The sequence below is a fragment of the Escherichia sp. SCLE84 genome (assembly GCF_012584495.1).
Lineage (GTDB): Bacteria > Pseudomonadota > Gammaproteobacteria > Enterobacterales > Enterobacteriaceae > ECMA0423.
In genome coordinates this window covers 3,990,766-4,014,018 of sequence record NZ_CP051430.1, presented here as the reverse complement: position 1 = coordinate 4,014,018, position 23,253 = coordinate 3,990,766, and the positions used below count along the sequence as shown (strand labels likewise).

Here is a 23,253-nt window from a genome sequence, read left to right as displayed (position 1 = left end):
CCCGGCTGCTGTACCGGGAACGTATTTAATTCCCCTGCATCGCCCGCATTCTTGCCGCATCTTCCCCCGGCGTCACACCGAAGTAACGTTTAAACTCACGGCTAAATTGCGATGCGCTTTCATAGCCGACGCGCATCGCTGCTGCGCTAGCCTTCATGCCGTCATGGATGATCATCATCCGCGCCTTATGCAGACGGTAATTCTTCAAATACTGCAACGGCGAGGTGCTGGTGACAGACTTAAAATTATGGTGGAACGCCGATACGCTCATGTTGGCTTCTGCCGCCAGTTGCTCGACGCTCAGGTTTTCGGTGTATTTATTCTCAATCCGTTTCAGCACGCGGCTAATCAGACTGAAGTGAGTCTGGCGACTGACCAGCGCCAGTAACGCGCCGCCGCAAGGTCCGGTCAGCACGTAGTACAGAATTTCGCGGATGATCTGTTTGCCGAGAATACGCGCATCCAGTGGTCGCTCCATCACGTCGAGTAACCGCTCCGCCGCGCATAAAATCTCTTCTGATAACGTGGCGGAGTTAATCCCGCTGGCTGCCATCGACGGCTGGAAATGCTCATCTTCGCCAATGTCCATCAACAGTTCCTGTAACTGCAAAATATCGACATTGAGACGCAACCCTGCCAGCGGCACCTCTGACGTGGCATAGGTTTCGCACTCAAACGGCAACGGCACCGTCAGCAGCAGGTATTCATTGGCATCATAACGAAACACGCGTTCATTGATATAACCGATTTTATGCCCGGAAAAGAGAATTATGATGCCAGGCTCGTACATCACCGGTGTACGTGCGAAAGGCGTCTCGCCATACAACAAACGCACATCGGGCAACAGTTCTGACAAACTATTTTCTTTATTTTTCAGTTTATTAACTTTATCCGCCAGCAAGCGGCAAATCTCTTCACGTTTCATATCGCGTAATTTCTTAGGAATAATGCGGCAATTTGATTGTGCGCAATTTTGTAGCATTTCTCCAGCACTCTGGAGAAATAGGCAAGACATTGGCAGAAATGAGCATTGAGAGCCAGGGCGCTGGCGATCACAATGAAAAACATCAGGCAGATCGTTCTCTGCCCTCATATTGGCCCAGCAAAGGGAGCAAGTAATGAACAACTTTAATCTGCACACCCCAACCCGCATTCTGTTTGGTAAAGGCGCAATCGCTGGTTTACGCGAACAAATTCCTCACGATGCTCGCGTATTGATTACCTACGGTGGCGGCAGCGTGAAAAAAACCGGCGTTCTCGATCAAGTTCTGGATGCCCTGAAAGGCATGGACGTGCTGGAATTTGGCGGTATTGAGCCAAACCCGGCTTATGAAACGCTGATGAACGCCGTGAAACTGGTTCGCGAACAGAAAGTGACTTTCCTGCTGGCGGTTGGCGGCGGTTCTGTACTGGACGGCACCAAATTTATCGCCGCAGCGGCTAACTATCCGGAAAATATCGATCCGTGGCACATTCTGCAAACGGGCGGTAAAGAGATTAAAAGCGCCATCCCGATGGGCTGTGTGCTGACGCTGCCAGCAACCGGTTCAGAATCCAACGCAGGCGCGGTGATCTCCCGTAAAACCACAGGCGACAAGCAGGCGTTCCATTCTGCCCATGTTCAGCCGGTATTTGCCGTGCTCGATCCGGTTTATACCTACACCCTGCCGCCGCGTCAGGTGGCTAACGGCGTAGTGGACGCCTTTGTACACACCGTGGAACAGTATGTTACCAAACCGGTTGATGCCAAAATTCAGGACCGTTTCGCAGAAGGCATTTTGCTGACGCTAATCGAAGATGGTCCGAAAGCCCTGAAAGAGCCAGAAAACTACGATGTGCGCGCCAACGTCATGTGGGCGGCGACTCAGGCGCTGAACGGTTTGATTGGCGCTGGCGTACCGCAGGACTGGGCAACGCATATGCTGGGCCACGAACTGACTGCGATGCACGGTCTGGATCACGCGCAAACACTGGCTATCGTCCTGCCTGCACTGTGGAATGAAAAACGCGAGACCAAGCGCGCTAAGCTGCTGCAATATGCTGAACGCGTCTGGAACATCACTGAAGGTTCCGATGATGAGCGTATTGACGCCGCGATTGCCGCAACCCGCAATTTCTTTGAGCAATTAGGCGTGCCGACCCACCTCTCCGACTACGGTCTGGACGGCAGCTCCATCCCGGCTTTGCTGAAAAAACTGGAAGAGCACGGCATGACCCAACTGGGCGAAAATCATGACATTACGTTGGATGTCAGCCGCCGTATATACGAAGCCGCCCGCTAAGCTTTTTACGCCTCAAACTTTCGTTTTCGGGCATTTCGTCCAGACTTAAGTTCACAACACCTCACCGGAGCCTGCTCCGGTGAGTTCATATAAAGGAGGAACGTATGGCTAATCCAACCGTTATTAAGCTACAGGATGGCAATGTCATGCCCCAGCTGGGACTGGGCGTCTGGCAAGCAAGTAATGAGGAAGTAATCACCGCTATTCAAAAAGCGTTAGAAGTGGGTTATCGCTCGATTGATACCGCCGCGGCCTACAAGAACGAAGAAGGTGTCGGCAAAGCCCTGAAAAATGCCTCAGTCAACAGAGAAGAACTGTTCATCACCACTAAGCTGTGGAACGACGACCACAAGCGCCCCCGCGAAGCCCTGCTCGACAGCCTGAAAAAACTCCAGCTTGATTATATCGACCTCTACTTAATGCACTGGCCCGTTCCCGCTATCGACCATTATGTCGAAGCATGGAAAGGCATGATCGAATTGCAAAAAGAGGGATTAATCAAAAGCATCGGCGTGTGCAACTTCCAGATCCATCACCTGCAACGCCTGATTGATGAAACTGGCGTGACGCCTGTGATAAACCAGATCGAACTTCACCCGCTGATGCAACAACGCCAGCTACATGCCTGGAACGCGACACACAAAATCCAGACCGAATCCTGGAGCCCATTAGCGCAAGGAGGGAAAGGCGTTTTCGATCAGAAAGTCATTCGCGATCTGGCAGATAAATACGGCAAAACTCCGGCGCAGATTGTTATCCGCTGGCATCTGGATAGCGGCCTGGTGGTGATCCCGAAATCGGTCACACCTTCACGCATTGTCGAAAACTTTGATGTCTGGGATTTCCGTCTCGACAAAGACGAACTCGGCGAAATTGCAAAACTCGATCAGGGCAAGCGTCTCGGTCCCGATCCTGACCAGTTCGGCGGCTAACATGCAAATTCTCCCGGTGGCGGTAATGTTCCGCTACCGGACTTTTCAGAAATCATTTATTCCCCTCGCGTCCCGCCCGTTGTTACTCTTCCTTGTTCAGGAATGCCAAATATAAGGACATCATCATGCAGAGCCGGAAGCTCTTAAAAGAACAACTCATCTATATCCGGGATAAACGCAACGGAGAGGTGAAAAACAGATGAAAATAATACTTCTGTTTTTAGCAGCCCTGGCAAGTTTTACCGTACACGCACAGCCCCCCTCACTGACCGTAGAACAAACAGTCCGGCATATTTATCAGAACTATAAATCAGATGCCACTGCCCCTTATTTTGGTGAAACCGGAGAGCGGGCGATAACTTCTGCGCGTATTCAACAGGCGCTTACCCTGAACGACAATCTTACGCTGCCGGGCAATATTGGCTGGCTGGATTATGATCCGGTTTGTGATTGTCAGGATTTTGGCGATCTGGTGCTAGAAAGCGTTGCGATAACCCAAACTGACGCCGATCATGCCGATGCCGTTGTGCGCTTTCGTATCTTTAAAGATGATAAAGAAAAGACCACGCAGACACTGAAAATGGTGGCGGAAAATGGTCGTTGGGTCATTGACGATATTGTCAGCAATCATGGCAGCGTCTTACAAGCAGTTAATAGCGAGAATGAAAAAACGCTGGCCGCTTTAGCTTCGTTGCAAAAAGAACAGCCGGAAGCCTTTGTTGCCGAACTCTTTGAACATATTGCTGATTATAGCTGGCCGTGGACGTGGGTGGTTTCCGACTCTTACCGCCAGGCGGTTAATGCCTTCTATAAAACCACCTTCAAGACGGCCAATAATCCCGATGAAGATATGCAAATAGAACGGCAATTTATTTACGACAATCCGATCTGTTTTGGCGAAGAGTCGCTATTTTCACGCGTTGATGAAATTCGAGTCCTGGAGAAAACCGCCGATTCCGCCCGCATTCATGTTCGTTTTACGCTGACCAATGGCAACAACGAAGAGCAAGAACTGGTTTTACAGCGGCGCGAAGGCAAGTGGGAAATCGCTGATTTTATCCGCCCGAACAGCGGCAGCCTACTTAAGCAGATTGAGGCAAAAACCGCCGCCAGATTAAAGCAATGAGCTGAATTAAATAACAATTAGCCGGAACAATAAATAAAAGGGAACACTATATGAAAACGATTTTCACCGTGGGAGCTGTTGTTCTGGCAACCTGCTTGCTCAGTGGCTGCGTCAATGAGCAAAAGGTCAATCAGCTGGCGAGCAATGTGCAAACATTAAATGCCAAAATCGCCCGGCTTGAGCAGGATATGAAAGCACTACGCCCACAAATCTATGCTGCCAAATCCGAAGCTAACAGAGCCAATACGCGTCTTGATGCTCAGGACTATTTTGATTGCCTGCGCTGCTTGCGTATGTACGCAGAATGATAAAAAAATCCCCGGCAGCATGTCAGTTGCCGGGGATTTTTTTTAACGTCCAACCGCCGCTTTAGGGCGTTTCTTCGCACCAGCATTCACCGGACGAGATTGCGTAGACGACGCTTTTTTTGCCGTAGCAGGCGTCTGACGCTGGGTCGCCATCGGCGTATGTTTCGTCAACGCCGGACGGGTATTGCGGTTCTGGCGACGAGCTTCACGCATCTCTTCAATGGTTGGCGCAGGCACTAAGCAATCGCGACGGCTGCCAATCAGATGCTTTTTGCCCATCGCTTCCAGCGCCTGGCGGATTAACGGCCAGTTTGCCGGATCGTGGTAACGCAACAACGCTTTATGCAAACGACGCTGCTTGTCGCCCTTCGGTACGAAGACGTCTTCACTCTTATAACCAATCTTCGCCAGCGGGTTTTTCCCGGTGTAATACATGGTGGTTGAGTTCGCCAGCGGCGATGGGTAGAAGTTCTGTACCTGGTCGAGACGGAAACGATGCTTTTTCAGCCACAGCGCCAGATTCACCATATCTTCATCACGCGTACCGGGGTGCGCGGAGATGAAATAGGGGATCAGATACTGCTCTTTACCTGCCTGTTTTGAGTAAGTATCGAACAGCTCTTTAAAGCGGTCATAGCTGCCCATGCCCGGCTTCATCATCTTCGATAACGGCCCTTCTTCGGTATGTTCCGGGGCAATCTTCAGATAACCGCCGACGTGATGGGTCGCCAACTCTTTGATATAGCGCGGATCTTCCACGGCGATGTCATAACGTACGCCTGAGGCGATGAGGATTTTTTTAATGCCTTTCAGATCACGCGCACGGCGATAGAGGTTGATCGTCGGTTCGTGGTTAGTGTCCATGTGCGGACAAATATCCGGATAAACGCACGACAAACGGCGACAAGTTTGTTCAGCGCGTGGCGATTTGCAGCGCAACATATACATGTTGGCAGTTGGCCCACCGAGATCGGAAATCACGCCCGTAAAACCTGGAACGGTGTCGCGGATCGCTTCGATCTCATTAATGATCGAATCTTCCGAACGGCTCTGAATAATGCGCCCTTCGTGCTCGGTAATAGAACAGAAAGAACAGCCGCCAAAGCAGCCGCGCATAATGTTGACCGAAAAACGGATCATTTCGTAAGCCGGAATACGGGCATTGCCATAGGCCGGATGTGGCACGCGCTTGTACGGCAGCGCAAAAACGCTGTCCATCTCTTCGGTAGAAAGCGGGATAGCAGGCGGGTTGATCCACACATAGCGGTCACCGTGTTTTTGCATCAATGCGCGGGCGCAGCCTGGGTTGGTTTCGTGGTGCAGAATGCGCGAAGCATGGGCGTACAGCACTTTATCGCCCTTCACTTTCTCGAAAGAAGGCAGCAACACGTAGGTTTTTTCCCACGGTTTCGGGCGCGGTGGCTGCACGGTTACGGCTTTGGCTTCCTGCTTTTTCGGTGCCACCGGTTTGTTATCCGCGCACGGCAAATCTTCACCATACGGATGCGGGATTGGGTCGATTTTTCCAGGGGTATCAAGACGGGTGGAATCCACGCCGCTCCAGCCAGGCAGCGCCTCTTTCACGATAATCGCGGTATTACGCACATCGCGGATTTCACTAATCGGCTCGCCCATCGCCAGACGGTGCGCCACCTCCACCAGCGGACGCTCACCGTTACCAAACATCAGCATGTCGGCTTTCGAATCCACCAGCACGGAACGGCGCACGGTATCGGACCAGTAATCATAATGTGCGGTACGGCGCAGACTAGCCTCAATACCGCCGAGGATCACCGGTACATCTTTCCACGCCTCTTTACAACGCTGGGTATAAACCAGTGTGGCGCGATCCGGGCGCTTACCCGCGACGTTATCCGGCGTGTAGGCATCGTCATGACGTAAACGGCGATCGGCGGTATAACGGTTGATCATCGAATCCATGTTGCCAGCAGTAACACCGAAAAACAGATTCGGTTTACCCAGACGCATGAAATCGTCTTTGCTGCTCCAGTCTGGCTGGGCGATGATCCCGACGCGAAAGCCCTGTGCTTCCAGCATACGACCGCAAATCGCCATCCCGAAGCTTGGGTGATCGACATACGCGTCGCCAGTAACCAAAATGATGTCGCAGCTATCCCAGCCAAGTTGATCCATCTCTTCACGAGACATCGGCAAAAACGGTGCCGGTCCAAAACAGGCGGCCCAGTACTGCGGCCAGGAGAACAGGTCGCGATCCGGTTGGATCAGGGAGATAGAGCTCATTTTGCTTCCAGAAATGATAAAAAAATAATCAAAGGCCGGGGATTATAAGCCGGAACGAAAGAGAAATCGAAAGGTATTCCATACTCGCCCTCCTCGGGCGAGTATGAAGATTACGGTACCGGATTGACCAAAAGTTGCCCTATCGAGCCACGGTCCGCCATTTCCAGCGTCTGACTGTTGAAGTAGAACGGGAAGTGCGCCCAGGAAGGCTGACCGAAATAAACAAGCAGCTCCACTTGTCCGTCAACCCAAACGGTATCTTTCCAGCCTCTGTCTTCCGGGAACGGCATCGCGCCATTCACGTTACGGATCTGGAACATTACGCCTTCAATATGGAACGCTTGCGGCTCGTCCGCGCGTACCGTCCAGCGTTCCCACGTTCCTTGCTGCGCGGTGACATCAATACGGTTGACGTCCCACAGCTGTCCATTAATACCCGGGTCATCACCCAGACTGATATCGCGACTGCGAATTGGCGAACCAGCCATGATTTCAGTTGGCAGCAAGCGCATCGGAAGACTGTCTGTGACCAGCGGCAGAAGGCCGGTTGGGCGCAGCGTTAGCACCAGGGTAGAAACCAGAATACTGGATGGCTCAAAGAAGCCGCGAATACGATCAACAATGCTCGCCGCTTCGCCACAGGTGATCGACACTTCATCGCCGTTGCTCATATCCACCAGAATCTCGCGGCGCTCGCCCGGTGCCAGCGAAAGTTGCTTCACCGATACAGGAGCAGGCAGGAATCCCTGATCGCCAGAAATCACATGTAACGGGCGACCATCGCTCATCTGTAGTTGATAGCGACGAGAGTTCGACGCGTTCAGCAGTCGCAAGCGCACCCAGCCACGCGAGACTTCAACGTACGGGCTTTGTACACCGTTAACCAGCAGCGTATCACCAACAAAGCCGCCGCTTCCCGGTTCGTTGTATTCTGGCGTACCAAAGTTATCCAGCCGTTTATCCTGGATAATGACCGGAAAATCATCCACACCATAATGGTTGGGGATAGGCAGCGACTTGCTGACTTCATCTTCCACCAGCCACATTCCGGCAAGGCCGTTATAGACCTGCTGAGCCGTGCGGTTGGGAGTATTGGCGTGATACCACAGAGTAGCTGCGTTCTGGCGAATGGGCAGTACGGGTGCCCAGTCAGCGTTTGGCGACATCATCCGTGCCGGACCGCCCATCAGCGGGCCTGGTACCTGTAGCCCGGCCACCGTCATTGAGACATTTTCTGTCAGGCGGTTGCTGTAAATAAGCTTAACATCGTCGCCCTTCCAGACGCGGATAGTCGGCCCCAGGTAACGACCATTGATTCCCCAGACCGACGCGCGTGTCCCTGGCGTAAATGACCAGTGCGCACGTTGTACAGTCATAAACAGCGGTTGCCCACGGCGAGATTCAAGTAGCGGCGGAACGGGTAGCGGTTGCTGTTGCCCGGCTGCGCTGGCCTTCAGGGGAACAGCGCCTGCACAAAGTGCAATCCCCGATGCCTGAATGAACTGACGCCGACTGAGTGACATATTTGCTCCATGTAAAACTGGCTAAAGTAATACCGTGCAGGAAAGTGTTCCCCGCAAAAATACAGATTGCCGACTTAAACTTTTCCGGCGGCTTCGCGTTCTGCGACTTCTTTATCGAGCTCGGCGATTTTTTGTTCCATTATCGAACGACAATGGGCAGCCAGCTCACGAACCTGATCTTTGCCATACTGACTGACGTCAATTGGCGGCAGCATTTCGACAATCACCAGACCGTTGTGCAGTCGATTAAGATTAATCTTATTCGAAGTTGTAGAGACGCACACGGGAATAATCGGGACGCCCGCCGCAATTGCCGCGTGAAATGCTCCAGTCTTGAACGGTAGCAGGCCGCGACCACGGCTGCGGGTTCCTTCCGGGAACATCCAGATGGAAATACGGCGTTTTTTGAAATGATTCACGACTTCCGCAATGGTGCCGTGAGCTTTAGTGCGATTGTTTCTGTCGATCAATAAGTTGCCGGTTAACCAGTACAACTGCCCGAAGAAGGGGATCCACAGCAAGCTCTTTTTACCTACCGTCACCGTCGGCGGTTGCACAATGTTCGATGCTGTCACCATGTCATAGTTGTTCTGGTGGTTAGCGATATAGATAGCATTGCCGTAGCTTTCAGCATCTGCAGGTTTGCGGCACTCAACTTTCAGGCCGAACAGCGGCGCAAGACGGCCAAACATATGCCCAAAGGTGGCCACATGTTTCGGGTTACGCGGGCTGAAAAGGCAGTAAATGGAGCCGAATACACAGACTAAGATGCTGTAAATCAAGGTAATAATAAGACGAAAGATATATAGCATAACACCCTCTGAAGGTCTGAGAGACTGGCATTGTACGTCACCTGAAATCAGGTTAGGGCATTGTTAAAAGCCGCTCTCTGGAAAAGCGTATTGTTAATCGCAACGCATGAATAAACAACGGTTTCAAGGGAATTTTTATCGTTTCCGGGGGTTGAATACGCTGCCGGATGACGACTTAACGTTTCATCCGGCGTTCCTTGCAAGCGGGAGGAAACAGGCCCTCCCCGGCATATTACTCTTCGCTATCACCGCTGCTGGCACGGCGAGGAGAGTCGATCTCAACACGATCGATACGCTGCAAACCGCGCATCAACGTACCGCGGCGTCCACGTTCGCCAGTGACTTTCTGTAACTCTTCCGGGCGCAGTTTAATTTTGCGTTTCCCAACATGAATGGTCAGCGTGCTTTGCGGCGGCAGAACGTACAATTGCGCCAGACCATCTTCTCCACGCGCGGCTTCTGCCGATGGAATGTTGATAATCTTGTTGCCTTTGCCCTTCGACAGCTGCGGCAGATCGCTTACCGGGAACATCAACATACGGCCTGCCTGAGTGATTGCCAGCAGCATATCGGAAGCATCTTCAATCACCACCGGCGGCATAACATGGGCATTTTCCGGTAAGGTGATCAAAGCCTTACCTGCACGGTTACGCGCCACCAGATCGTTAAAGGTGCAGACGAAACCGTAACCCGCATCGGAAGCCATCAGCAGTTTCTGATCGTCGCTTTCCATCAGCATATGGTCAACGGTCGCCCCAGGCGGCAACGTTAATTTGCCGGTGAGTGGTTCGCCCTGACCACGCGCCGACGGCAGCGTAATCGGGTCGATGGCATAGCTACGACCGGTGGAATCAACAAACACTACCGGTTGGTTGCTCTTACCTTTCACCGCCGCTTTGAAGCTATCACCCGCTTTATAATTCAGGCCCGGCGCGTCGATATCATGGCCTTTAGCGCTGCGTACCCAGCCCATCTGCGACAGCACAATGGTGACAGGTTCAGACGGCAGCATGTCGTGCTCGCTCATCGCTTTCGCTTCTTCGCGTTCCTGCAACGGCGAACGACGATCGTCACCGTAGGCTTGCGCGTCTGCCTGCAGTTCTTTCTTCAGCAGGTTATTCATTTTACGCTCGGAAGCCAAAATGCCCTGCAACTGGTCGCGCTCTTTTTCCAGCTCACTCTGCTCACCGCGAATCTTCATCTCTTCCAGTTTGGCAAGATGACGCAGTTTCAGTTCGAGGATCGCTTCCGCCTGGGTTTCCGTAAGGCCAAACCGCGACATCAGCGCCGGTTTCGGTTCATCTTCGTTACGAATGATCTCAATCACTTCGTCGATGTTGAGAAACGCCACCAGCAAACCTTCCAGGATATGCAGGCGCTTGAGGACTTTCTCCAGACGATAGTTCAGTCGGCGGCGCACGGTATCGCGACGGAACACCAGCCATTCGGAGAGGGTTTCCAGCAGGTTTTTCACCGCCGGACGACCATCCAGACCGATCATATTGAGGTTAATGCGATAGCTCTTTTCCAGATCGGTGGTAGCGAAGAGGTGGTTCATCACCTGATCCATATCCACGCGGTTGGAACGCGGCACAATCACCAGACGGGTCGGGTTCTCGTGGTCAGATTCATCGCGCAGATCGTCAACCATCGGCAGCTTTTTGTTGCGCATTTGCGCAGCAATTTGCTCCAGTACGCGCGCACCTGAAACCTGATGCGGTAATGCGCTGATAACCACCGCGCCATCTTCTTTCTTCCACACCGCGCGCATACGCACTGAACCACGTCCGTTCTCGTAGATTTTACGGATCTCGGCGCGCGAAGTGATAATTTCCGCTTCAGTCGGATAATCCGGCCCCTGCACGATATCCAGCAGCTGATCGAGCGTGGTTTTCGGCTGGTCGATTAATGCGATTGCCGCCTGAGCTACTTCACGCAGGTTATGCGGTGGAATATCGGTCGCCATGCCGACGGCAATACCGGTGGTGCCGTTAAGCAAAATGTTTGGCAGACGAGCAGGCAGCATTTTCGGCTCCTGCAAAGTGCCGTCGAAGTTTGGCACCCAGTCAGCCGTCCCCTGCCCCAGCTCGCTCAATAGCAGCTCGGAATATTTCGACAACCGGGATTCGGTGTAACGCATTGCCGCGAACGATTTCGGATCGTCCGGAGCGCCCCAGTTCCCCTGACCATCAACCAGCGGATAACGGTAAGAGAACGGCTGCGCCATCAGGACCATCGCTTCATAACAGGCGCTATCGCCGTGCGGATGGTATTTACCCAGTACGTCACCGACGGTACGGGCCGATTTTTTAAATTTGGCGCTGGCATTCAGGCCCAGTTCAGACATCGCATACACAATGCGGCGCTGAACAGGTTTAAGACCATCGCCAATAAACGGCAACGCACGGTCCATGATCACGTACATGGAGTAGTTTAAGTAGGCGTTTTCCGTAAATTCATGTAGCGCAAGGCGCTCTGCCATATCGCTCATTAATTCTGATTCCTCAACTTATTCGCCAGCCTTCAAAGGGGCAATATTGCCGGAGATACTACATTATCTGCCGCGTCGAGTCACAGGAGATCAGCGTGAATAGCGCCGCCGGACGTGCTCCGACGGCGATAAAGGCATCAATGTGCCTTGATATACAACTCTTTGCTGTAGACTTGATCGGCATAGAGGGCAGCACAAGGTTGCGCCCATGCCACACCACTCGGCATGGGGGTCCGCTCCGGGCGATTCGAGAAGTTGAGGTTATGCGAGTCCAGGGAAGCCTAAAGCATCAAAGTAGTCGACTGTAAGTATACGGTTCAGCCCAGTTTAGCTGTGTCTCCACCAGTGCCCCGCGCCTCCTGCCATAAGTGCGGCTTGCTCATGGATACCCCCGAGACGGCTTACGGCGCACCGGATAATAAATTTCGCGTATACATGGTATTCCTTACCGGAGAAATTATAAGCCCAACAACAATACGCCTGTGGCATTGTTCGCTCAAACTTATCGCGAGTGATTTGGCTCACACTCCGGTAAAGATTCCCCATCACGCCAACGGCACATAAACATCCGTTTCCAGTCGCTGCTCTGTCACCCCTTCGGCAAGATTGGTGTAGTGAAACAGAATCGGTGCTTTACGCATTTTCTCGCCGCTTGCAGGCAGCCAGTGGCGAATAATGCCCCATATCGTGTGTGAAATATCGTCCAGCTCGCCAACGTGGCGGGCCACGGCATAACGTCCACCGGTAAGTTCACCATTGCTCACACCATAACGATTATCGGGAATCGGTTCGCTAACGCTGCCGCAGATATCAAAGCGAAACGCTTCCGGTGCGGTGGTGGCAGGGTCGTCCCAGGCGACGCCAAAAGTCTGGCTTTGGTTAACAGGAGAAAGCCCCGTCTCTTTACGCCACATGATAAATTTCGCCACACTGTAGTTGAGCAACTCAGGGCTACAGCGGTGCGGCAACATCGCCACAGGGATTGATGGGAAATCGATAATGTTTACATCCAGTGTCAGGTTTGTCATTTTGCCTCCCTGCGAAATTATTCCCGGGAACGCGTCCCGGGAGCGGTAACAATTACGGATTTACTTTGCGGATCTGTTTGACGTCAATTTCAACAGAATTCCAGTCTTTATCGACTTCACCCTGAATCTCAACCGTATCTTTCGGCGTCACCGTCACACCGTTCCAGCGTTTGTGGTCGATATCAACATTGATAGTACCGCTGGCATCTTTAAACACGTAGAGATCGTCAGAGATGCGTTCAACGATATTGCCGCGCAGGGTTACCCAGGTGTCGTCACGCAGGGATTTTGCGCTTTCTACGGTCGTTACGCTGCCGTTCGGCCCCTGGAATCCTCCGGCCTGACTTTGCGTTGCCGATGGGCCAGAAAAACCGCCCTGCTCTGCTGCCATCACCGGTGCGCTGCACAGGGCCATTACTGCGATTACTGCTGCGAATTTTTTCATGTTTATTACTCCCTTTAATGTCTGTTTCCGAGCATTTAACAAGATAGTCCTTAACAACTTCTTAAGGGAAAAAAATAAAATTTAGTGCTGTACAGAGCGCGTTACAACACGGTTTACTGGCAGCAAATACGGTTATCGCAGGGATGAAAAAATGCGAATTTTACTGATAGAAGATGACATGCTGATTGGCGACGGCATCAAAACGGGCCTTAGTAAAATGGGTTTTAGCGTCGACTGGTTTACACAAGGTCGTCAGGGAAAAGAGGCGCTTTATAGCGCGCCTTATGATGCGGTGATCCTGGATTTAACCTTACCAGGCATGGATGGTCGCGATATTTTGCGCGAATGGCGAGAAAAAGGTCAGCGTGAGCCGGTACTGATCCTGACCGCGCGCGATGCGCTGGAGGAACGTGTAGAAGGGCTGCGTCTGGGAGCTGACGATTATCTGTGTAAACCTTTTGCGTTGATAGAAGTCGCCGCCAGGCTGGAAGCTCTGATGCGCCGAACCAACGGCCAGGCCAGCAACGAGCTGCGCCACGGTAACGTCATGCTCGACCCCGGCAAACGTATCGCCACGCTGGCTGGCGAACCCTTAACACTGAAACCAAAAGAATTTGCCCTGCTGGAATTACTGATGCGTAACGCTGGTCGGGTACTGCCGCGCAAACTGATTGAAGAGAAACTGTATACCTGGGACGAAGAGGTCACCAGTAATGCCGTTGAAGTGCATGTGCATCATCTGCGACGCAAACTCGGTAGTGATTTTATTCGTACCGTGCATGGTATTGGCTACACATTAGGTGAGAAATGAAATTTACCCAACGTCTTAGTCTGCGCGTCAGGCTGACGCTAATCTTTTTAATTCTGGCCTCGGTGACCTGGCTGCTTTCCAGCTTTGTCGCCTGGAAACAAACAACGGATAACGTCGATGAATTGTTCGACACCCAACTGATGCTGTTTGCCAAGCGGTTAAGTACGCTCGATCTCAACGAAATCAACGCGGCGGATCGCATGGCACAGACGCCAAATAAATTAAAACACGGTCATGTTGATGACGATGCGCTGACCTTTGCCATCTTTACCCACGACGGCAGAATGGTCCTTAACGATGGCGATAACGGAGAAGATATTCCTTATAGCTATCAACGGGAAGGTTTTGCTGACGGGCAACTGGTGGGCGATAAAGATCAATGGCGTTTTGTCTGGATGACCTCACCTGATGGCAAATATCGCATCGTTGTTGGTCAGGAATGGGAATACCGTGAAGACATGGCGCTGGCGATTGTTGCCGGGCAATTGATCCCGCGGCTGGTCGCACTGCCGATTATGTTAATCATCATGATGGTACTATTGGGTCGTGAACTCGCGCCGCTGAACAAACTGGCGCTGGCGCTGCGTATGCGTGACCCTGACTCGGAAAAACCACTAAACGCGACTGGCGTACCCAGCGAAGTGCGTCCGTTGGTTGAGTCGCTAAATCAACTGTTCGCCCGCACACATGCGATGATGGTTCGTGAACGACGCTTTACCTCCGACGCAGCTCACGAACTACGTAGCCCGTTAACGGCGCTGAAAGTGCAAACCGAAGTTGCGCAGCTTTCTGACGATGATCCGCAAGCGCGGAAAAAAGCGCTGCTTCAATTACATTACGGGATCGATCGCGCTACTCGTCTGGTTGATCAACTGCTCACTCTATCGCGGCTGGACTCACTGGATAACCTTCAGGACGTCGCGGAGATCCCGCTTGAAGATCTCCTCCAATCGTCGGTGATGGATATTTACCACACGGCGCAGCAGGCGAAAATTGACGTGCGACTGACACTCAATGCCCACGGCATCAAACGCACCGGACAACCGCTATTGCTAAGTTTGTTGGTGCGAAATTTGCTGGATAACGCCGTGCGCTACAGTCCACAGGGCAGCGTGATAGACGTCACGCTGAATGCTGATAATTTCATCGTGAGGGATAACGGCCCCGGTGTGACGCCAGAGGCTCTGGCGCGAATTGGCGAACGCTTCTATCGCCCCCCCGGACAAACCGCTACCGGCAGTGGACTTGGGCTATCGATTGTCCAGCGAATCGCCAAATTGCATGGCATGAATGTTGAGTTTGGGAATGCGGAACAAGGTGGATTTGAGGCGAAGGTAAGCTGGTAACTTCTCTGTCTATGAGAGCCGTTAAAACGACTCTCATAGATTTTACTAATAGCAAAATATAAACCGTCCCCAAAAAAGCCACCAACCACAAACCAGACAAATACCGAGCGAAAATACATATACCCAAAACTCGAACATTTCCCGCATAAAGAGTTTTCTTAAGATAAGAATAATAAGTGGCGTAAGAAGAAAAAATGCTGCAATCATTGCTTGCAATATACGATCTTCGCCTGAAACGGAAGGTATACTGCAAATATTGTCTCCCGACTCAAGCATCCAGTCATACTTATTGAAAGCAAAAAAAGCATCTATTAACCAATAAGTAAGCATTATGTATAACAGAGCTTCAAATATTGTTTGAATTTTATGCTTTAACATATATCAGTACGCTCATAAAAATCCATTTATAATTATCAACATGACACGTTGATATTTTCATCTTTTACTTATTCAAAGCCATATTTTCAATCCCAAAAAAAACCGAACCAAACGTGTAAATTATTCCGGTGCGAGTAAGAATTATGAGGAATGGCTATCAGTATTGTCATTTTCAGAAAATATTTATCCTGCATCGGTGAGTCAGAGCAAGATCAGACTTTTGCTAAATTCGCAAAAGACTTTGCACATTTTGCTAATTTCACCGTACCGCTCTGTGACGTACTATAGTCGGCAAACGTCTCACCTTGAGGTTAAAAAATGAGCAACATCCTGATTATCAACGGCGCGAAAAAATTCGCCCACTCCAATGGTCAACTGAACGACACCCTGACCGAAGTCGCGGATGGCACACTGCGCGACCTCGGGCATGATGTCCGCATCGTTCGCGCCGACAGCGACTACGATGTCAAAGCGGAAGTACAAAACTTTCTCTGGGCTGATGTGGTGATCTGGCAGATGCCAGGCTGGTGGATGGGCGCGCCGTGGACAGTGAAAAAATATATTGATGATGTATTCACCGAAGGTCATGGAACGCTGTATGCCAGCGATGGCCGTACCCGCAAAGATCCGTCAAAAAAATACGGTTCCGGCGGCCTGGTACAGGGCAAAAAATATATGCTTTCTCTGACCTGGAACGCACCAATGGAAGCCTTCACCGAAAAAGATCAATTCTTCCACGGCGTTGGCGTCGACGGTGTGTATCTGCCGTTCCATAAAGCAAACCAATTCCTTGGCATGGAACCGCTGCCGACATTTATCGCTAATGACGTGATAAAAATGCCTGATGTTCCCCGCTATACTGAAGAATATCGCAAGCATCTTGTGGAAATTTTTGGTTAACTAGAGCTCAGGCTTTAGAAGGAGTTAACCATGCTTACCGTAATCGCAGAAATCCGTACTCGTCCTGGTCAACATCACCGTCAGGCGGTATTGGATCAGTTTGCTAAAATCGTTCCAACCGTACTGAAAGAAGAAGGTTGCCACGGCTATGCGCCAATGGTGGATTGCGCTGCTGGCGTGAGTTTCCAGTCTATGGCACCGGATTCTATCGTGATGATTGAGCAGTGGGAAAGCATCGCGCATCTTGAAGCGCATCTGCAAACCCCGCACATGAAGGCGTACAGCGAAGCCGTAAAAGGCGACGTGCTGGAGATGAATATCCGCATCCTGCAACCTGGGATTTAAACCTGCCTTGTTTGCCCGGCCATCCTGACCGGGCAATGTTCTTTCCTTTAAACCTCAATCTCCGCCATGTCGCCTTTCTCTTGCAACCAGTTGCGGCGATCTTCCGAGCGTTTCTTCGCCAGCAGCATATCCATCATCGCGTCAGTACGCTGATCGTCTTCATCATCGATAGTCAACTGCACCAGACGGCGAGTGTTCGGATCAAGCGTGGTTTCACGCAATTGCATCGGGTTCATTTCCCCCAGACCTTTAAAACGCTGGACGTTCGGCTTGCCTTTCTTGCGTTTTAATTGCTCAAGTACGCCCTCTTTCTCTTCTTCCGTCAGCGCGTAATAAACCTCTTTCCCGAGATCAATACGGTAGAGCGGTGGCAGTGCGACGTAAACGTGACCGTGTTTCACCAACGCGCGGAAGTGTTTTACGAACAAAGCGCAGAGCAGCGTGGCAATGTGCAGACCATCAGAGTCCGCATCCGCGAGGATACAGATTTTGCCATAACGAAGCTGGCTCAGATCGTCGCTGTCAGGATCGATACCGATCGCTACCGAAATATCATGCACTTCCTGCGAGGCCAGCACTTCGTCGGAAGAAACTTCCCAGGTGTTAAGGATCTTACCTTTCAGTGGCATGATCGCCTGATATTCGCGATCGCGCGCCTGCTTGGCAGATCCGCCTGCGGAGTCACCTTCCACAAGGAACAGTTCGGTACGGTTAAGATCCTGCGCGGTACAGTCAGCCAGTTTGCCAGGCAGTGCTGGGCCGCTGGTCAGCTTTTTGCGCACCACTTTTTTAGCCGCACGCATACGGCGCTGGGCGCTGGAAATCGCCATCTCCGCCAGCAGCTCCGCCGCCTGAACGTTCTGGTTCAGCCACAGGATAAAGGCATCTTTCACCACGCCTGAAACGAATGCCGCGCATTGACGCGAAGAGAGACGCTCTTTGGTCTGCCCGGCAAACTGCGGATCCTGCATTTTCACCGACAGAACATAGGCGCAGCGATCCCAGATATCTTCCGCCGACAGCTTCACGCCGCGCGGCAGAATGTTGCGGTATTCACAGAACTCACGCATCGCGTCCAACAGGCCCTGACGCAGACCATTAACATGGGTACCGCCCTGCATCGTTGGGATAAGGTTGACGTAGCTTTCGGTCAGCAGTTCACCGCCTTCCGGCAGCCACAGTAGCGCCCAGTCCACAGCTTCAGTATCGCCAGCGAAATTACCGATAAACGGTTTTTCTGGCAGCGTCGGTAAACCGTTTACCGCTTCCGCCAGGTAATCATTCAGACCGTCCTGATAGCACCAGCGCTGTTCGGTGTTGTTGATCTCATCTTTAAAGGTAATCTCAACGCCGGGGCACAGTACTGCTTTGGCCTTCAGCACATGCGTCAGGCGTGAAACAGAAAAACGCGGGCTGTCAAAGAAGGTTTCATCCGGCCAGAAGTGCACGCTGGTACCGGTATTGCGTTTACCGCAAGTGCCGACAACCTGTAAATCCTGCACCTTTTCGCCATTTTCAAAGGCGATGTTATAAACCTGACCATCGCGGCGCACGTTAACTTCTACGCGCTTCGACAGGGCGTTAACCACCGAAATCCCCACGCCATGCAGGCCGCCAGAGAACTGGTAATTTTTGTTAGAGAATTTACCGCCTGCATGCAGACGGCAAAGAATCAGTTCAACCGCCGGTACACCCTCTTCCGGGTGAATATCCACCGGCATCCCGCGCCCATCGTCAATAACTTCTAACGACTGGTCAGCATGTAAGATTACATCCACGCGTTTTGCGTGACCCGCCAGTGCTTCATCGACACTGTTATCAATAACTTCTTGCCCCAAATGGTTAGGGCGAGTGGTATCGGTATACATCCCCGGACGGCGGCGAACCGGCTCAAGCCCGGTGAGTACCTCAATGGCATCAGCGTTATAAGTTTGCGTCATGGTTTAAGTTAGCAATTCGAGTTGATCGTCAGAGATGGTGCAGACCAAGAAAATCGACGATCGGGTTGAAATAATCTTCGAAGCCCGTGAATGCGTGGTTGCCGCCTTCTATGACAGTCTGGCGGCAGGAAGCGTAGTACGCCACCGCCTGGCGGTAATCCAGCACTTCATCTCCCGTCTGTTGCAGCAGCCAGATCAAATCCGGCGCTTCCAGCGGGTCAATCTGCATGACTTTGAGATCGTAAATATGGCGTGACTCTAGCACATATTGCTGCCCGGTGTAGGGGTTCTCGTTCTGACCGAGATAGTCCGTCAGCAGTTCAAACGGGCGCACCGCCGGGTTTACCACCACTGCGGGCAGCATAAAACATTGTGACAACCAGGTGGCGTAATATCCCCCCAGTGACGAACCGACAATACCCAGCGAATCGCCGCCATGTTCCAGGACAATGGATTCCAGCAGCTCTGCCGCGTCGGAAGGATACGGCGGCAACTGCGGAATGATCATCTCAACGTCAGGGTGATGTTCCGCCAGCCAGTTTTTTAACAAGCTCGCTTTTGCAGAGCGCGGCGAGCTGTTGAAACCGTGTAAATAAAGAAGCGTAGACATCAGTAGCCTTCTGAAGCGGTATCAGGTTGGAAACGTGTGTCCGCCAGGCGATGCACCTCGGTGGTCAGCGTGCCATCAGCATGTAACTCGAGAGTACGCCAGCCGGGCGCGATAGTATCCAGCGTAAAGTTGGAACAGTGCGGCTTAAACTGCACACAGGTCGACGGCGTTGCCAGCAGGCGGCGACCGTTCCAGTCGAGATCCAGCTCCTGATGAATATGACCGCACAGCAAGTATTTGACGTGCGGAAACTTCGCCAGCACGGTATCCAGTTCGCCCGCGTTACGCAGACTGTGTTGATCGAGCCAACTACAACCCGCAGGTAGCGGATGATGATGCAGCAGCAGCAACGTATGGCGTTCTGGCGCATCGGCCAGTTTACGTTCCAGCCACTCAAGCTGAAACTCGCTCAGCTCACCGTGCGGCACGCCAAACACCTGGCTATCCAGCAACAGGATTTGCCATTGCTCACCAATAAACACGCGCTTCGCCGGGGAGATACCCGCATCCTGTAACGCGCTGTACATCGCGGGCTGGAAATCGTGGTTGCCCGGCAGCCAGACGCAGGGCGCACGAAAACTTGCGATGCCTTCAGCGAAATGCTGATAGGCCGCAGAGGATTGATCCTGCGCTAAATCACCTGTCGCGACAATCAGGTCGAATTCGTGCTGATGTGGACGAATCGCCTCCAGCACCGCCTGGTAGCTTTCCCAGGTGTTTACCCCTAACAGGGCTTCGTGCTTTTGTGCAAACAGGTGAGTATCGGTAATTTGTAAAATCCTGACTCTGGCCTCACCAGCCAGAGGAAGGGTTAACAGGCTTTCCAAATGGTGTCCTTAGGTTTCACGACGCTAGTAAACCGGAATCGCCATCGCTCCATGTGCTAAACAGTATCGCAACCAGTCCGCTAAAAACTGGTTAATTTGATGCTTTTCGTCGCGTTGATGCAACTTTTTATTAGGATAATCATACCGCGCTTTGAAGCGAAAAATCTGCTGGCTTGAACACACTTCAGCCACCATCGCGTCATGATACAGACGCACCGTCATTGACGGAAGGCTCCAGTAACTGATCGCGGGCGCAGTCTGTTCTATTGTCACCAGGGTAGTGTATCGGGTCGATTCCACAATCGTCAGCCGATATTGTGCGTTTGCCACCTGATAGCTTACAGTTTCGCCGGGTGCGTCATTGCGCGGTAACAAACGGCGCAATTGTGAAAAGTTCATCTCGCACAGGCGCATCATTTCAGGAAAGTCAGGTGTGTAACGCTTCATTTATGCCCACTCATTTTTTAACGCTTGATGATGCAGCTGCAGCCATTGCAAAGCGATGACCGACGCTGCGTTGTCGATTTTCCCCTCTTCTACCCACTGGTATGCCTGTTCCCGGCTTACCACATGAACGCGAATATCTTCGTTTTCATCAGCCAGACCATGAATACCGCTTGCGGTCGTGGCGTCCACTTCGCCCACCATAATTGACGAACGCTCACTGGTGCCCCCCGGGCTTGCCAGGAAACTTAACACCGGTTTGGTCCGTTTGACTATCAGTCCCGCCTCTTCAATCGCTTCGCGACGGGCAACATCTTCCACACTTTCACCCTCTTCTATCATCCCGGCAACCATCTCCAGTAGCCAGGGGGTTTCACTGGTGTCGTATGCGGCAATCCGAATCTGCTCAATCAGCACAACTTCATCACGCACTGGGTCAAAGGGTAGCAAGACTGCGGCGTGACCGCGCTCAAAAATTTCCCTCCGTACCTCATGACTCATTTGCCCGTTGAATAAACGATGACGAAATCTATAAAGATCTAATGAAAAAAAGCCGCGATAAAGTGTTTCTCGTGCAATAATTTCTACATCGTTTTTGCCAAATGTAACGGGCAGGTTGTCTGGCTTAAGCATTGTTAATGTCCTGGCACTAATAGTGAATTAAATGTGAATTTCAGCGACGTTTGACTGCCGTTTGAGCAGTCATGTGTTAAATTGAGGCACATTAACGCCCTATGGCACGTAACGCCAACCTTTTGCGGTAGCGGCTTCTGCTAGAATCCGCAATAATTTTACAGTTTGATCGCGCTAAATACTGCTTCACCACAAGGAATGCAAATGAAGAAATTGCTCCCCATTCTTATCGGCCTGAGCCTTTCTGGGTTCAGTTCGTTGAGCCAGGCCGAGAACCTGATGCAAGTTTATCAGCAAGCACGCCTTAGTAACCCGGAATTGCGTAAGTCTGCCGCCGATCGTGATGCTGCCTTTGAAAAAATTAATGAAGCGCGCAGTCCATTACTGCCACAGCTAGGTTTAGGTGCAGATTACACCTATAGCAACGGCTACCGCGACGCGAACGGCATCAACTCGAACGCGACCAGTGCGTCCCTGCAGTTAACTCAATCCATTTTTGATATGTCGAAATGGCGTGCGTTAACGCTGCAGGAAAAAGCTGCAGGGATTCAGGACGTCACATATCAGACCGATCAGCAAACCTTGATCCTCAACACCGCGACCGCTTATTTCAACGTGTTGAATGCTATTGACGTTCTTTCCTATACACAGGCACAAAAAGAAGCGATCTACCGTCAATTAGATCAAACCACCCAACGTTTTAACGTGGGCCTGGTAGCGATCACCGACGTGCAGAACGCCCGCGCGCAGTACGATACCGTGCTGGCGAACGAAGTGACCGCACGTAATAACCTTGATAACGCGGTAGAGCAGCTGCGCCAGATCACCGGTAACTACTATCCAGAACTGGCAGCGCTGAATGTCGAAAACTTTAAAACCGACAAACCACAGCCGGTTAACGCGCTGCTGAAAGAAGCCGAAAAACGCAACCTGTCGCTGTTACAGGCACGCTTGAGCCAGGACCTGGCGCGCGAGCAAATTCGCCAGGCGCAGGATGGTCACTTACCGACGCTGGATTTAACGGCTTCTACCGGGATTTCTGACACCTCTTATAGCGGTTCGAAAACTCGTGGTGCCGCTGGTACCCAGTATGACGACAGCAATATGGGCCAGAACAAAGTGGGCCTGAGCTTCTCGCTGCCGATTTATCAGGGCGGAATGGTTAACTCGCAGGTGAAACAGGCCCAGTACAACTTTGTTGGTGCCAGCGAGCAACTGGAAAGCGCGCATCGTAGCGTCGTGCAAACCGTACGTTCCTCCTTCAACAACATTAATGCATCTATCAGTAGCATTAACGCCTACAAACAAGCCGTAGTTTCCGCTCAAAGCTCATTAGACGCGATGGAAGCGGGCTACTCGGTCGGTACGCGTACCATTGTTGATGTGTTGGATGCAACCACCACGCTGTACAACGCTAAGCAAGAGCTGGCAAATGCGCGTTATAACTACCTGATTAATCAGCTGAATATTAAGTCAGCCCTGGGTACGTTGAACGAGCAGGATCTGCTGGCACTGAACAATGCGCTGAGCAAACCGGTTTCCACTAATCCGGAAAACGTTGCCCCGCAAACGCCGGAACAGAATGCTATTGCTGATGGTTATGCGCCTGATAGCCCGGCACCCGTCGTTCAGCAAACATCCGCACGCACTACCACCAGTAACGGTCATAACCCTTTCCGTAACTGATGACGACGACGGGGCTTCGGCCCCGTCTGAACGTAAGGCAACGTAAAGATACGGGTTATCTGCCGCATTCTTCCCCCTTCTCGCTTCAATTTCGACCAGCCATCCTCTATTCTGATGGGTATTT

22 protein-coding genes are annotated in these 23,253 nt (G+C 51.8%); 9 read left to right on the top strand and 13 right to left on the bottom strand.

Annotated elements, in window-relative coordinates:
- Nucleotides 1-25: 25 nt before the first annotated feature.
- Complete coding sequence (gene yqhC, locus HGD79_RS19465; RefSeq protein ID WP_001298382.1) at nt 26-925, bottom strand: DNA-binding transcriptional regulator YqhC; 900 nt, start codon at nt 923-925, stop codon at nt 26-28.
- A 193-nt stretch (nt 926-1,118) separates the two neighbouring features.
- Here yqhC and yqhD point away from each other — a divergent pair, with 193 nt between their 5' ends.
- The 4 genes from yqhD (at nt 1,119) to yqhH (ending at nt 4,648) form a co-directional block, all read left to right on the top strand.
- Nucleotides 1,119-2,282, top strand: coding sequence for an alcohol dehydrogenase (gene yqhD, locus HGD79_RS19460; RefSeq protein ID WP_001058807.1), 1,164 nt, complete (start codon nt 1,119-1,121; stop codon nt 2,280-2,282).
- 104 nt (nt 2,283-2,386) lie between these two features.
- Entirely contained in the window at nt 2,387-3,214 is an 828-nt protein-coding gene (gene dkgA / locus HGD79_RS19455; RefSeq protein ID WP_000013152.1) for a 2,5-didehydrogluconate reductase DkgA, read from the top strand.
- Nucleotides 3,215-3,413: 199 nt separating this feature from the next.
- Nucleotides 3,414-4,340 (top strand): YbjP/YqhG family protein, encoded by a 927-nt coding sequence (locus HGD79_RS19450; protein ID WP_000691598.1) that lies wholly within the window; start codon nt 3,414-3,416, stop codon nt 4,338-4,340.
- Between the two features lie 50 nt (nt 4,341-4,390).
- Complete coding sequence (yqhH, locus tag HGD79_RS19445; RefSeq protein WP_000848528.1) at nt 4,391-4,648, top strand: lipoprotein YqhH; 258 nt, start codon at nt 4,391-4,393, stop codon at nt 4,646-4,648.
- Between the two features lie 42 nt (nt 4,649-4,690).
- On the opposite strand, the gene HGD79_RS19440 is transcribed toward yqhH, so the two are convergent.
- From HGD79_RS19440 to ygiW, 6 genes are all read right to left on the bottom strand, one after another.
- The gene (locus HGD79_RS19440) at nt 4,691-6,910 is read right to left on the bottom strand and encodes a YgiQ family radical SAM protein (RefSeq protein ID WP_000095187.1); all 2,220 of its coding nucleotides are present in this window, start codon (nt 6,908-6,910) and stop codon (nt 4,691-4,693) included.
- 110 nt (nt 6,911-7,020) lie between these two features.
- Nucleotides 7,021-8,433, bottom strand: a complete 1,413-nt coding sequence (ftsP, locus tag HGD79_RS19435; protein ID WP_000059395.1) for a cell division protein FtsP — start codon at nt 8,431-8,433, stop codon at nt 7,021-7,023.
- A gap of 74 nt (nt 8,434-8,507) precedes the next feature.
- On the bottom strand, nt 8,508-9,245 hold the full coding sequence (plsC, locus tag HGD79_RS19430) for a 1-acylglycerol-3-phosphate O-acyltransferase (protein WP_000965703.1): 738 nt from the start codon (nt 9,243-9,245) through the stop codon (nt 8,508-8,510).
- A gap of 232 nt (nt 9,246-9,477) precedes the next feature.
- On the bottom strand, nt 9,478-11,736 hold the full coding sequence (gene parC / locus HGD79_RS19425; protein ID WP_096147518.1) for a DNA topoisomerase IV subunit A: 2,259 nt from the start codon (nt 11,734-11,736) through the stop codon (nt 9,478-9,480).
- 545 nt (nt 11,737-12,281) lie between these two features.
- Nucleotides 12,282-12,764 carry a GyrI-like domain-containing protein gene (locus tag HGD79_RS19420; RefSeq protein ID WP_000183494.1) on the bottom strand — a complete coding sequence of 161 codons (483 nt, stop codon included), beginning with the start codon at nt 12,762-12,764 and terminating at the stop codon, nt 12,282-12,284.
- A gap of 52 nt (nt 12,765-12,816) precedes the next feature.
- A complete protein-coding gene (ygiW, locus tag HGD79_RS19415) occupies nt 12,817-13,209 on the bottom strand; it encodes an OB fold stress tolerance protein YgiW (protein WP_000712658.1) in 393 nt (130 codons plus the stop codon).
- A 151-nt stretch (nt 13,210-13,360) separates the two neighbouring features.
- Here ygiW and qseB point away from each other — a divergent pair, with 151 nt between their 5' ends.
- Both qseB and qseC read left to right on the top strand, forming a co-directional pair.
- Nucleotides 13,361-14,020, top strand: coding sequence for a quorum sensing response regulator transcription factor QseB (qseB, locus tag HGD79_RS19410; RefSeq protein WP_001221502.1), 660 nt, complete (start codon nt 13,361-13,363; stop codon nt 14,018-14,020).
- Complete coding sequence (gene qseC / locus HGD79_RS19405; RefSeq protein WP_168848477.1) at nt 14,017-15,366, top strand: quorum sensing histidine kinase QseC; 1,350 nt, start codon at nt 14,017-14,019, stop codon at nt 15,364-15,366. The genes qseB and qseC overlap by 4 nt, the downstream gene beginning before the upstream one ends.
- Before the next feature lie 45 nt (nt 15,367-15,411).
- On the opposite strand, the gene HGD79_RS19400 is transcribed toward qseC, so the two are convergent.
- Nucleotides 15,412-15,744 carry a DUF2645 family protein gene (locus HGD79_RS19400; protein WP_000912120.1) on the bottom strand — a complete coding sequence of 111 codons (333 nt, stop codon included), beginning with the start codon at nt 15,742-15,744 and terminating at the stop codon, nt 15,412-15,414.
- 318 nt (nt 15,745-16,062) lie between these two features.
- Here HGD79_RS19400 and mdaB point away from each other — a divergent pair, with 318 nt between their 5' ends.
- Together mdaB and HGD79_RS19390 are read left to right on the top strand one after the other, a co-directional pair.
- The gene (gene mdaB / locus HGD79_RS19395; RefSeq protein ID WP_000065430.1) at nt 16,063-16,644 is read left to right on the top strand and encodes an NADPH:quinone oxidoreductase MdaB; all 582 of its coding nucleotides are present in this window, start codon (nt 16,063-16,065) and stop codon (nt 16,642-16,644) included.
- 30 nt (nt 16,645-16,674) lie between these two features.
- Nucleotides 16,675-16,989, top strand: coding sequence for a putative quinol monooxygenase (locus HGD79_RS19390; protein ID WP_000958598.1), 315 nt, complete (start codon nt 16,675-16,677; stop codon nt 16,987-16,989).
- Between the two features lie 47 nt (nt 16,990-17,036).
- Here the strand turns inward: HGD79_RS19390 and parE are convergent, their stop codons facing one another.
- The 5 genes from parE to nudF are packed head-to-tail and all read right to left on the bottom strand — an operon-like array spanning nt 17,037 to nt 21,443.
- Nucleotides 17,037-18,929: a DNA topoisomerase IV subunit B gene (gene parE / locus HGD79_RS19385; RefSeq protein ID WP_000195296.1), complete on the bottom strand. Its 1,893-nt coding sequence runs from the start codon at nt 18,927-18,929 to the stop codon at nt 17,037-17,039.
- A gap of 28 nt (nt 18,930-18,957) precedes the next feature.
- On the bottom strand, nt 18,958-19,539 hold the full coding sequence (gene yqiA / locus HGD79_RS19380; protein WP_000105733.1) for an esterase YqiA: 582 nt from the start codon (nt 19,537-19,539) through the stop codon (nt 18,958-18,960).
- Nucleotides 19,539-20,366, bottom strand: a complete 828-nt coding sequence (gene cpdA, locus HGD79_RS19375; RefSeq protein WP_000444747.1) for a 3',5'-cyclic-AMP phosphodiesterase — start codon at nt 20,364-20,366, stop codon at nt 19,539-19,541. The genes yqiA and cpdA overlap by 1 nt, the downstream gene beginning before the upstream one ends.
- A gap of 24 nt (nt 20,367-20,390) precedes the next feature.
- Nucleotides 20,391-20,813, bottom strand: coding sequence for a DUF1249 family protein (locus tag HGD79_RS19370; RefSeq protein WP_000833393.1), 423 nt, complete (start codon nt 20,811-20,813; stop codon nt 20,391-20,393).
- The gene (gene nudF / locus HGD79_RS19365) at nt 20,814-21,443 is read right to left on the bottom strand and encodes an ADP-ribose diphosphatase (RefSeq protein ID WP_000917117.1); all 630 of its coding nucleotides are present in this window, start codon (nt 21,441-21,443) and stop codon (nt 20,814-20,816) included. It abuts the gene before it with no gap.
- Nucleotides 21,444-21,647: 204 nt separating this feature from the next.
- Here nudF and tolC point away from each other — a divergent pair, with 204 nt between their 5' ends.
- Nucleotides 21,648-23,129 carry an outer membrane channel protein TolC gene (tolC, locus tag HGD79_RS19360; RefSeq protein WP_000735278.1) on the top strand — a complete coding sequence of 494 codons (1,482 nt, stop codon included), beginning with the start codon at nt 21,648-21,650 and terminating at the stop codon, nt 23,127-23,129.
- Nucleotides 23,130-23,253 lie beyond the last annotated feature (124 nt).

Excerpts from the sequence above, each read along its gene's own strand:
- HGD79_RS19390 (WP_000958598.1), top strand. The coding sequence starts at position 16,675 with ATGCTTACCGTAATCGCAGAAATCCGTACTCGTCCTGGTCAACATCAC.
- yqhC (WP_001298382.1), bottom strand. The coding sequence starts at position 925 with ATGAAACGTGAAGAGATTTGCCGCTTGCTGGCGGATAAAGTTAATAAA.
- dkgA (WP_000013152.1), top strand. The coding sequence starts at position 2,387 with ATGGCTAATCCAACCGTTATTAAGCTACAGGATGGCAATGTCATGCCC.
- HGD79_RS19440 (WP_000095187.1), bottom strand. The coding sequence starts at position 6,910 with ATGAGCTCTATCTCCCTGATCCAACCGGATCGCGACCTGTTCTCCTGG.
- qseC (WP_168848477.1), top strand. The coding sequence starts at position 14,017 with ATGAAATTTACCCAACGTCTTAGTCTGCGCGTCAGGCTGACGCTAATC.
- HGD79_RS19370 (WP_000833393.1), bottom strand. The coding sequence starts at position 20,813 with ATGAAGCGTTACACACCTGACTTTCCTGAAATGATGCGCCTGTGCGAG.
- tolC (WP_000735278.1), top strand. The coding sequence starts at position 21,648 with ATGAAGAAATTGCTCCCCATTCTTATCGGCCTGAGCCTTTCTGGGTTC.
- mdaB (WP_000065430.1), top strand. The coding sequence starts at position 16,063 with ATGAGCAACATCCTGATTATCAACGGCGCGAAAAAATTCGCCCACTCC.
- parE (WP_000195296.1), bottom strand. The coding sequence starts at position 18,929 with ATGACGCAAACTTATAACGCTGATGCCATTGAGGTACTCACCGGGCTT.
- plsC (WP_000965703.1), bottom strand. The coding sequence starts at position 9,245 with ATGCTATATATCTTTCGTCTTATTATTACCTTGATTTACAGCATCTTA.
- yqhH (WP_000848528.1), top strand. The coding sequence starts at position 4,391 with ATGAAAACGATTTTCACCGTGGGAGCTGTTGTTCTGGCAACCTGCTTG.
- nudF (WP_000917117.1), bottom strand. The coding sequence starts at position 21,443 with ATGCTTAAGCCAGACAACCTGCCCGTTACATTTGGCAAAAACGATGTA.
- parC (WP_096147518.1), bottom strand. The coding sequence starts at position 11,736 with ATGAGCGATATGGCAGAGCGCCTTGCGCTACATGAATTTACGGAAAAC.
- yqhD (WP_001058807.1), top strand. The coding sequence starts at position 1,119 with ATGAACAACTTTAATCTGCACACCCCAACCCGCATTCTGTTTGGTAAA.
- qseB (WP_001221502.1), top strand. The coding sequence starts at position 13,361 with ATGCGAATTTTACTGATAGAAGATGACATGCTGATTGGCGACGGCATC.
- yqiA (WP_000105733.1), bottom strand. The coding sequence starts at position 19,539 with ATGTCTACGCTTCTTTATTTACACGGTTTCAACAGCTCGCCGCGCTCT.
- HGD79_RS19400 (WP_000912120.1), bottom strand. The coding sequence starts at position 15,744 with ATGTTAAAGCATAAAATTCAAACAATATTTGAAGCTCTGTTATACATA.
- ftsP (WP_000059395.1), bottom strand. The coding sequence starts at position 8,433 with ATGTCACTCAGTCGGCGTCAGTTCATTCAGGCATCGGGGATTGCACTT.
- ygiW (WP_000712658.1), bottom strand. The coding sequence starts at position 13,209 with ATGAAAAAATTCGCAGCAGTAATCGCAGTAATGGCCCTGTGCAGCGCA.
- HGD79_RS19450 (WP_000691598.1), top strand. The coding sequence starts at position 3,414 with ATGAAAATAATACTTCTGTTTTTAGCAGCCCTGGCAAGTTTTACCGTA.
- HGD79_RS19420 (WP_000183494.1), bottom strand. The coding sequence starts at position 12,764 with ATGACAAACCTGACACTGGATGTAAACATTATCGATTTCCCATCAATC.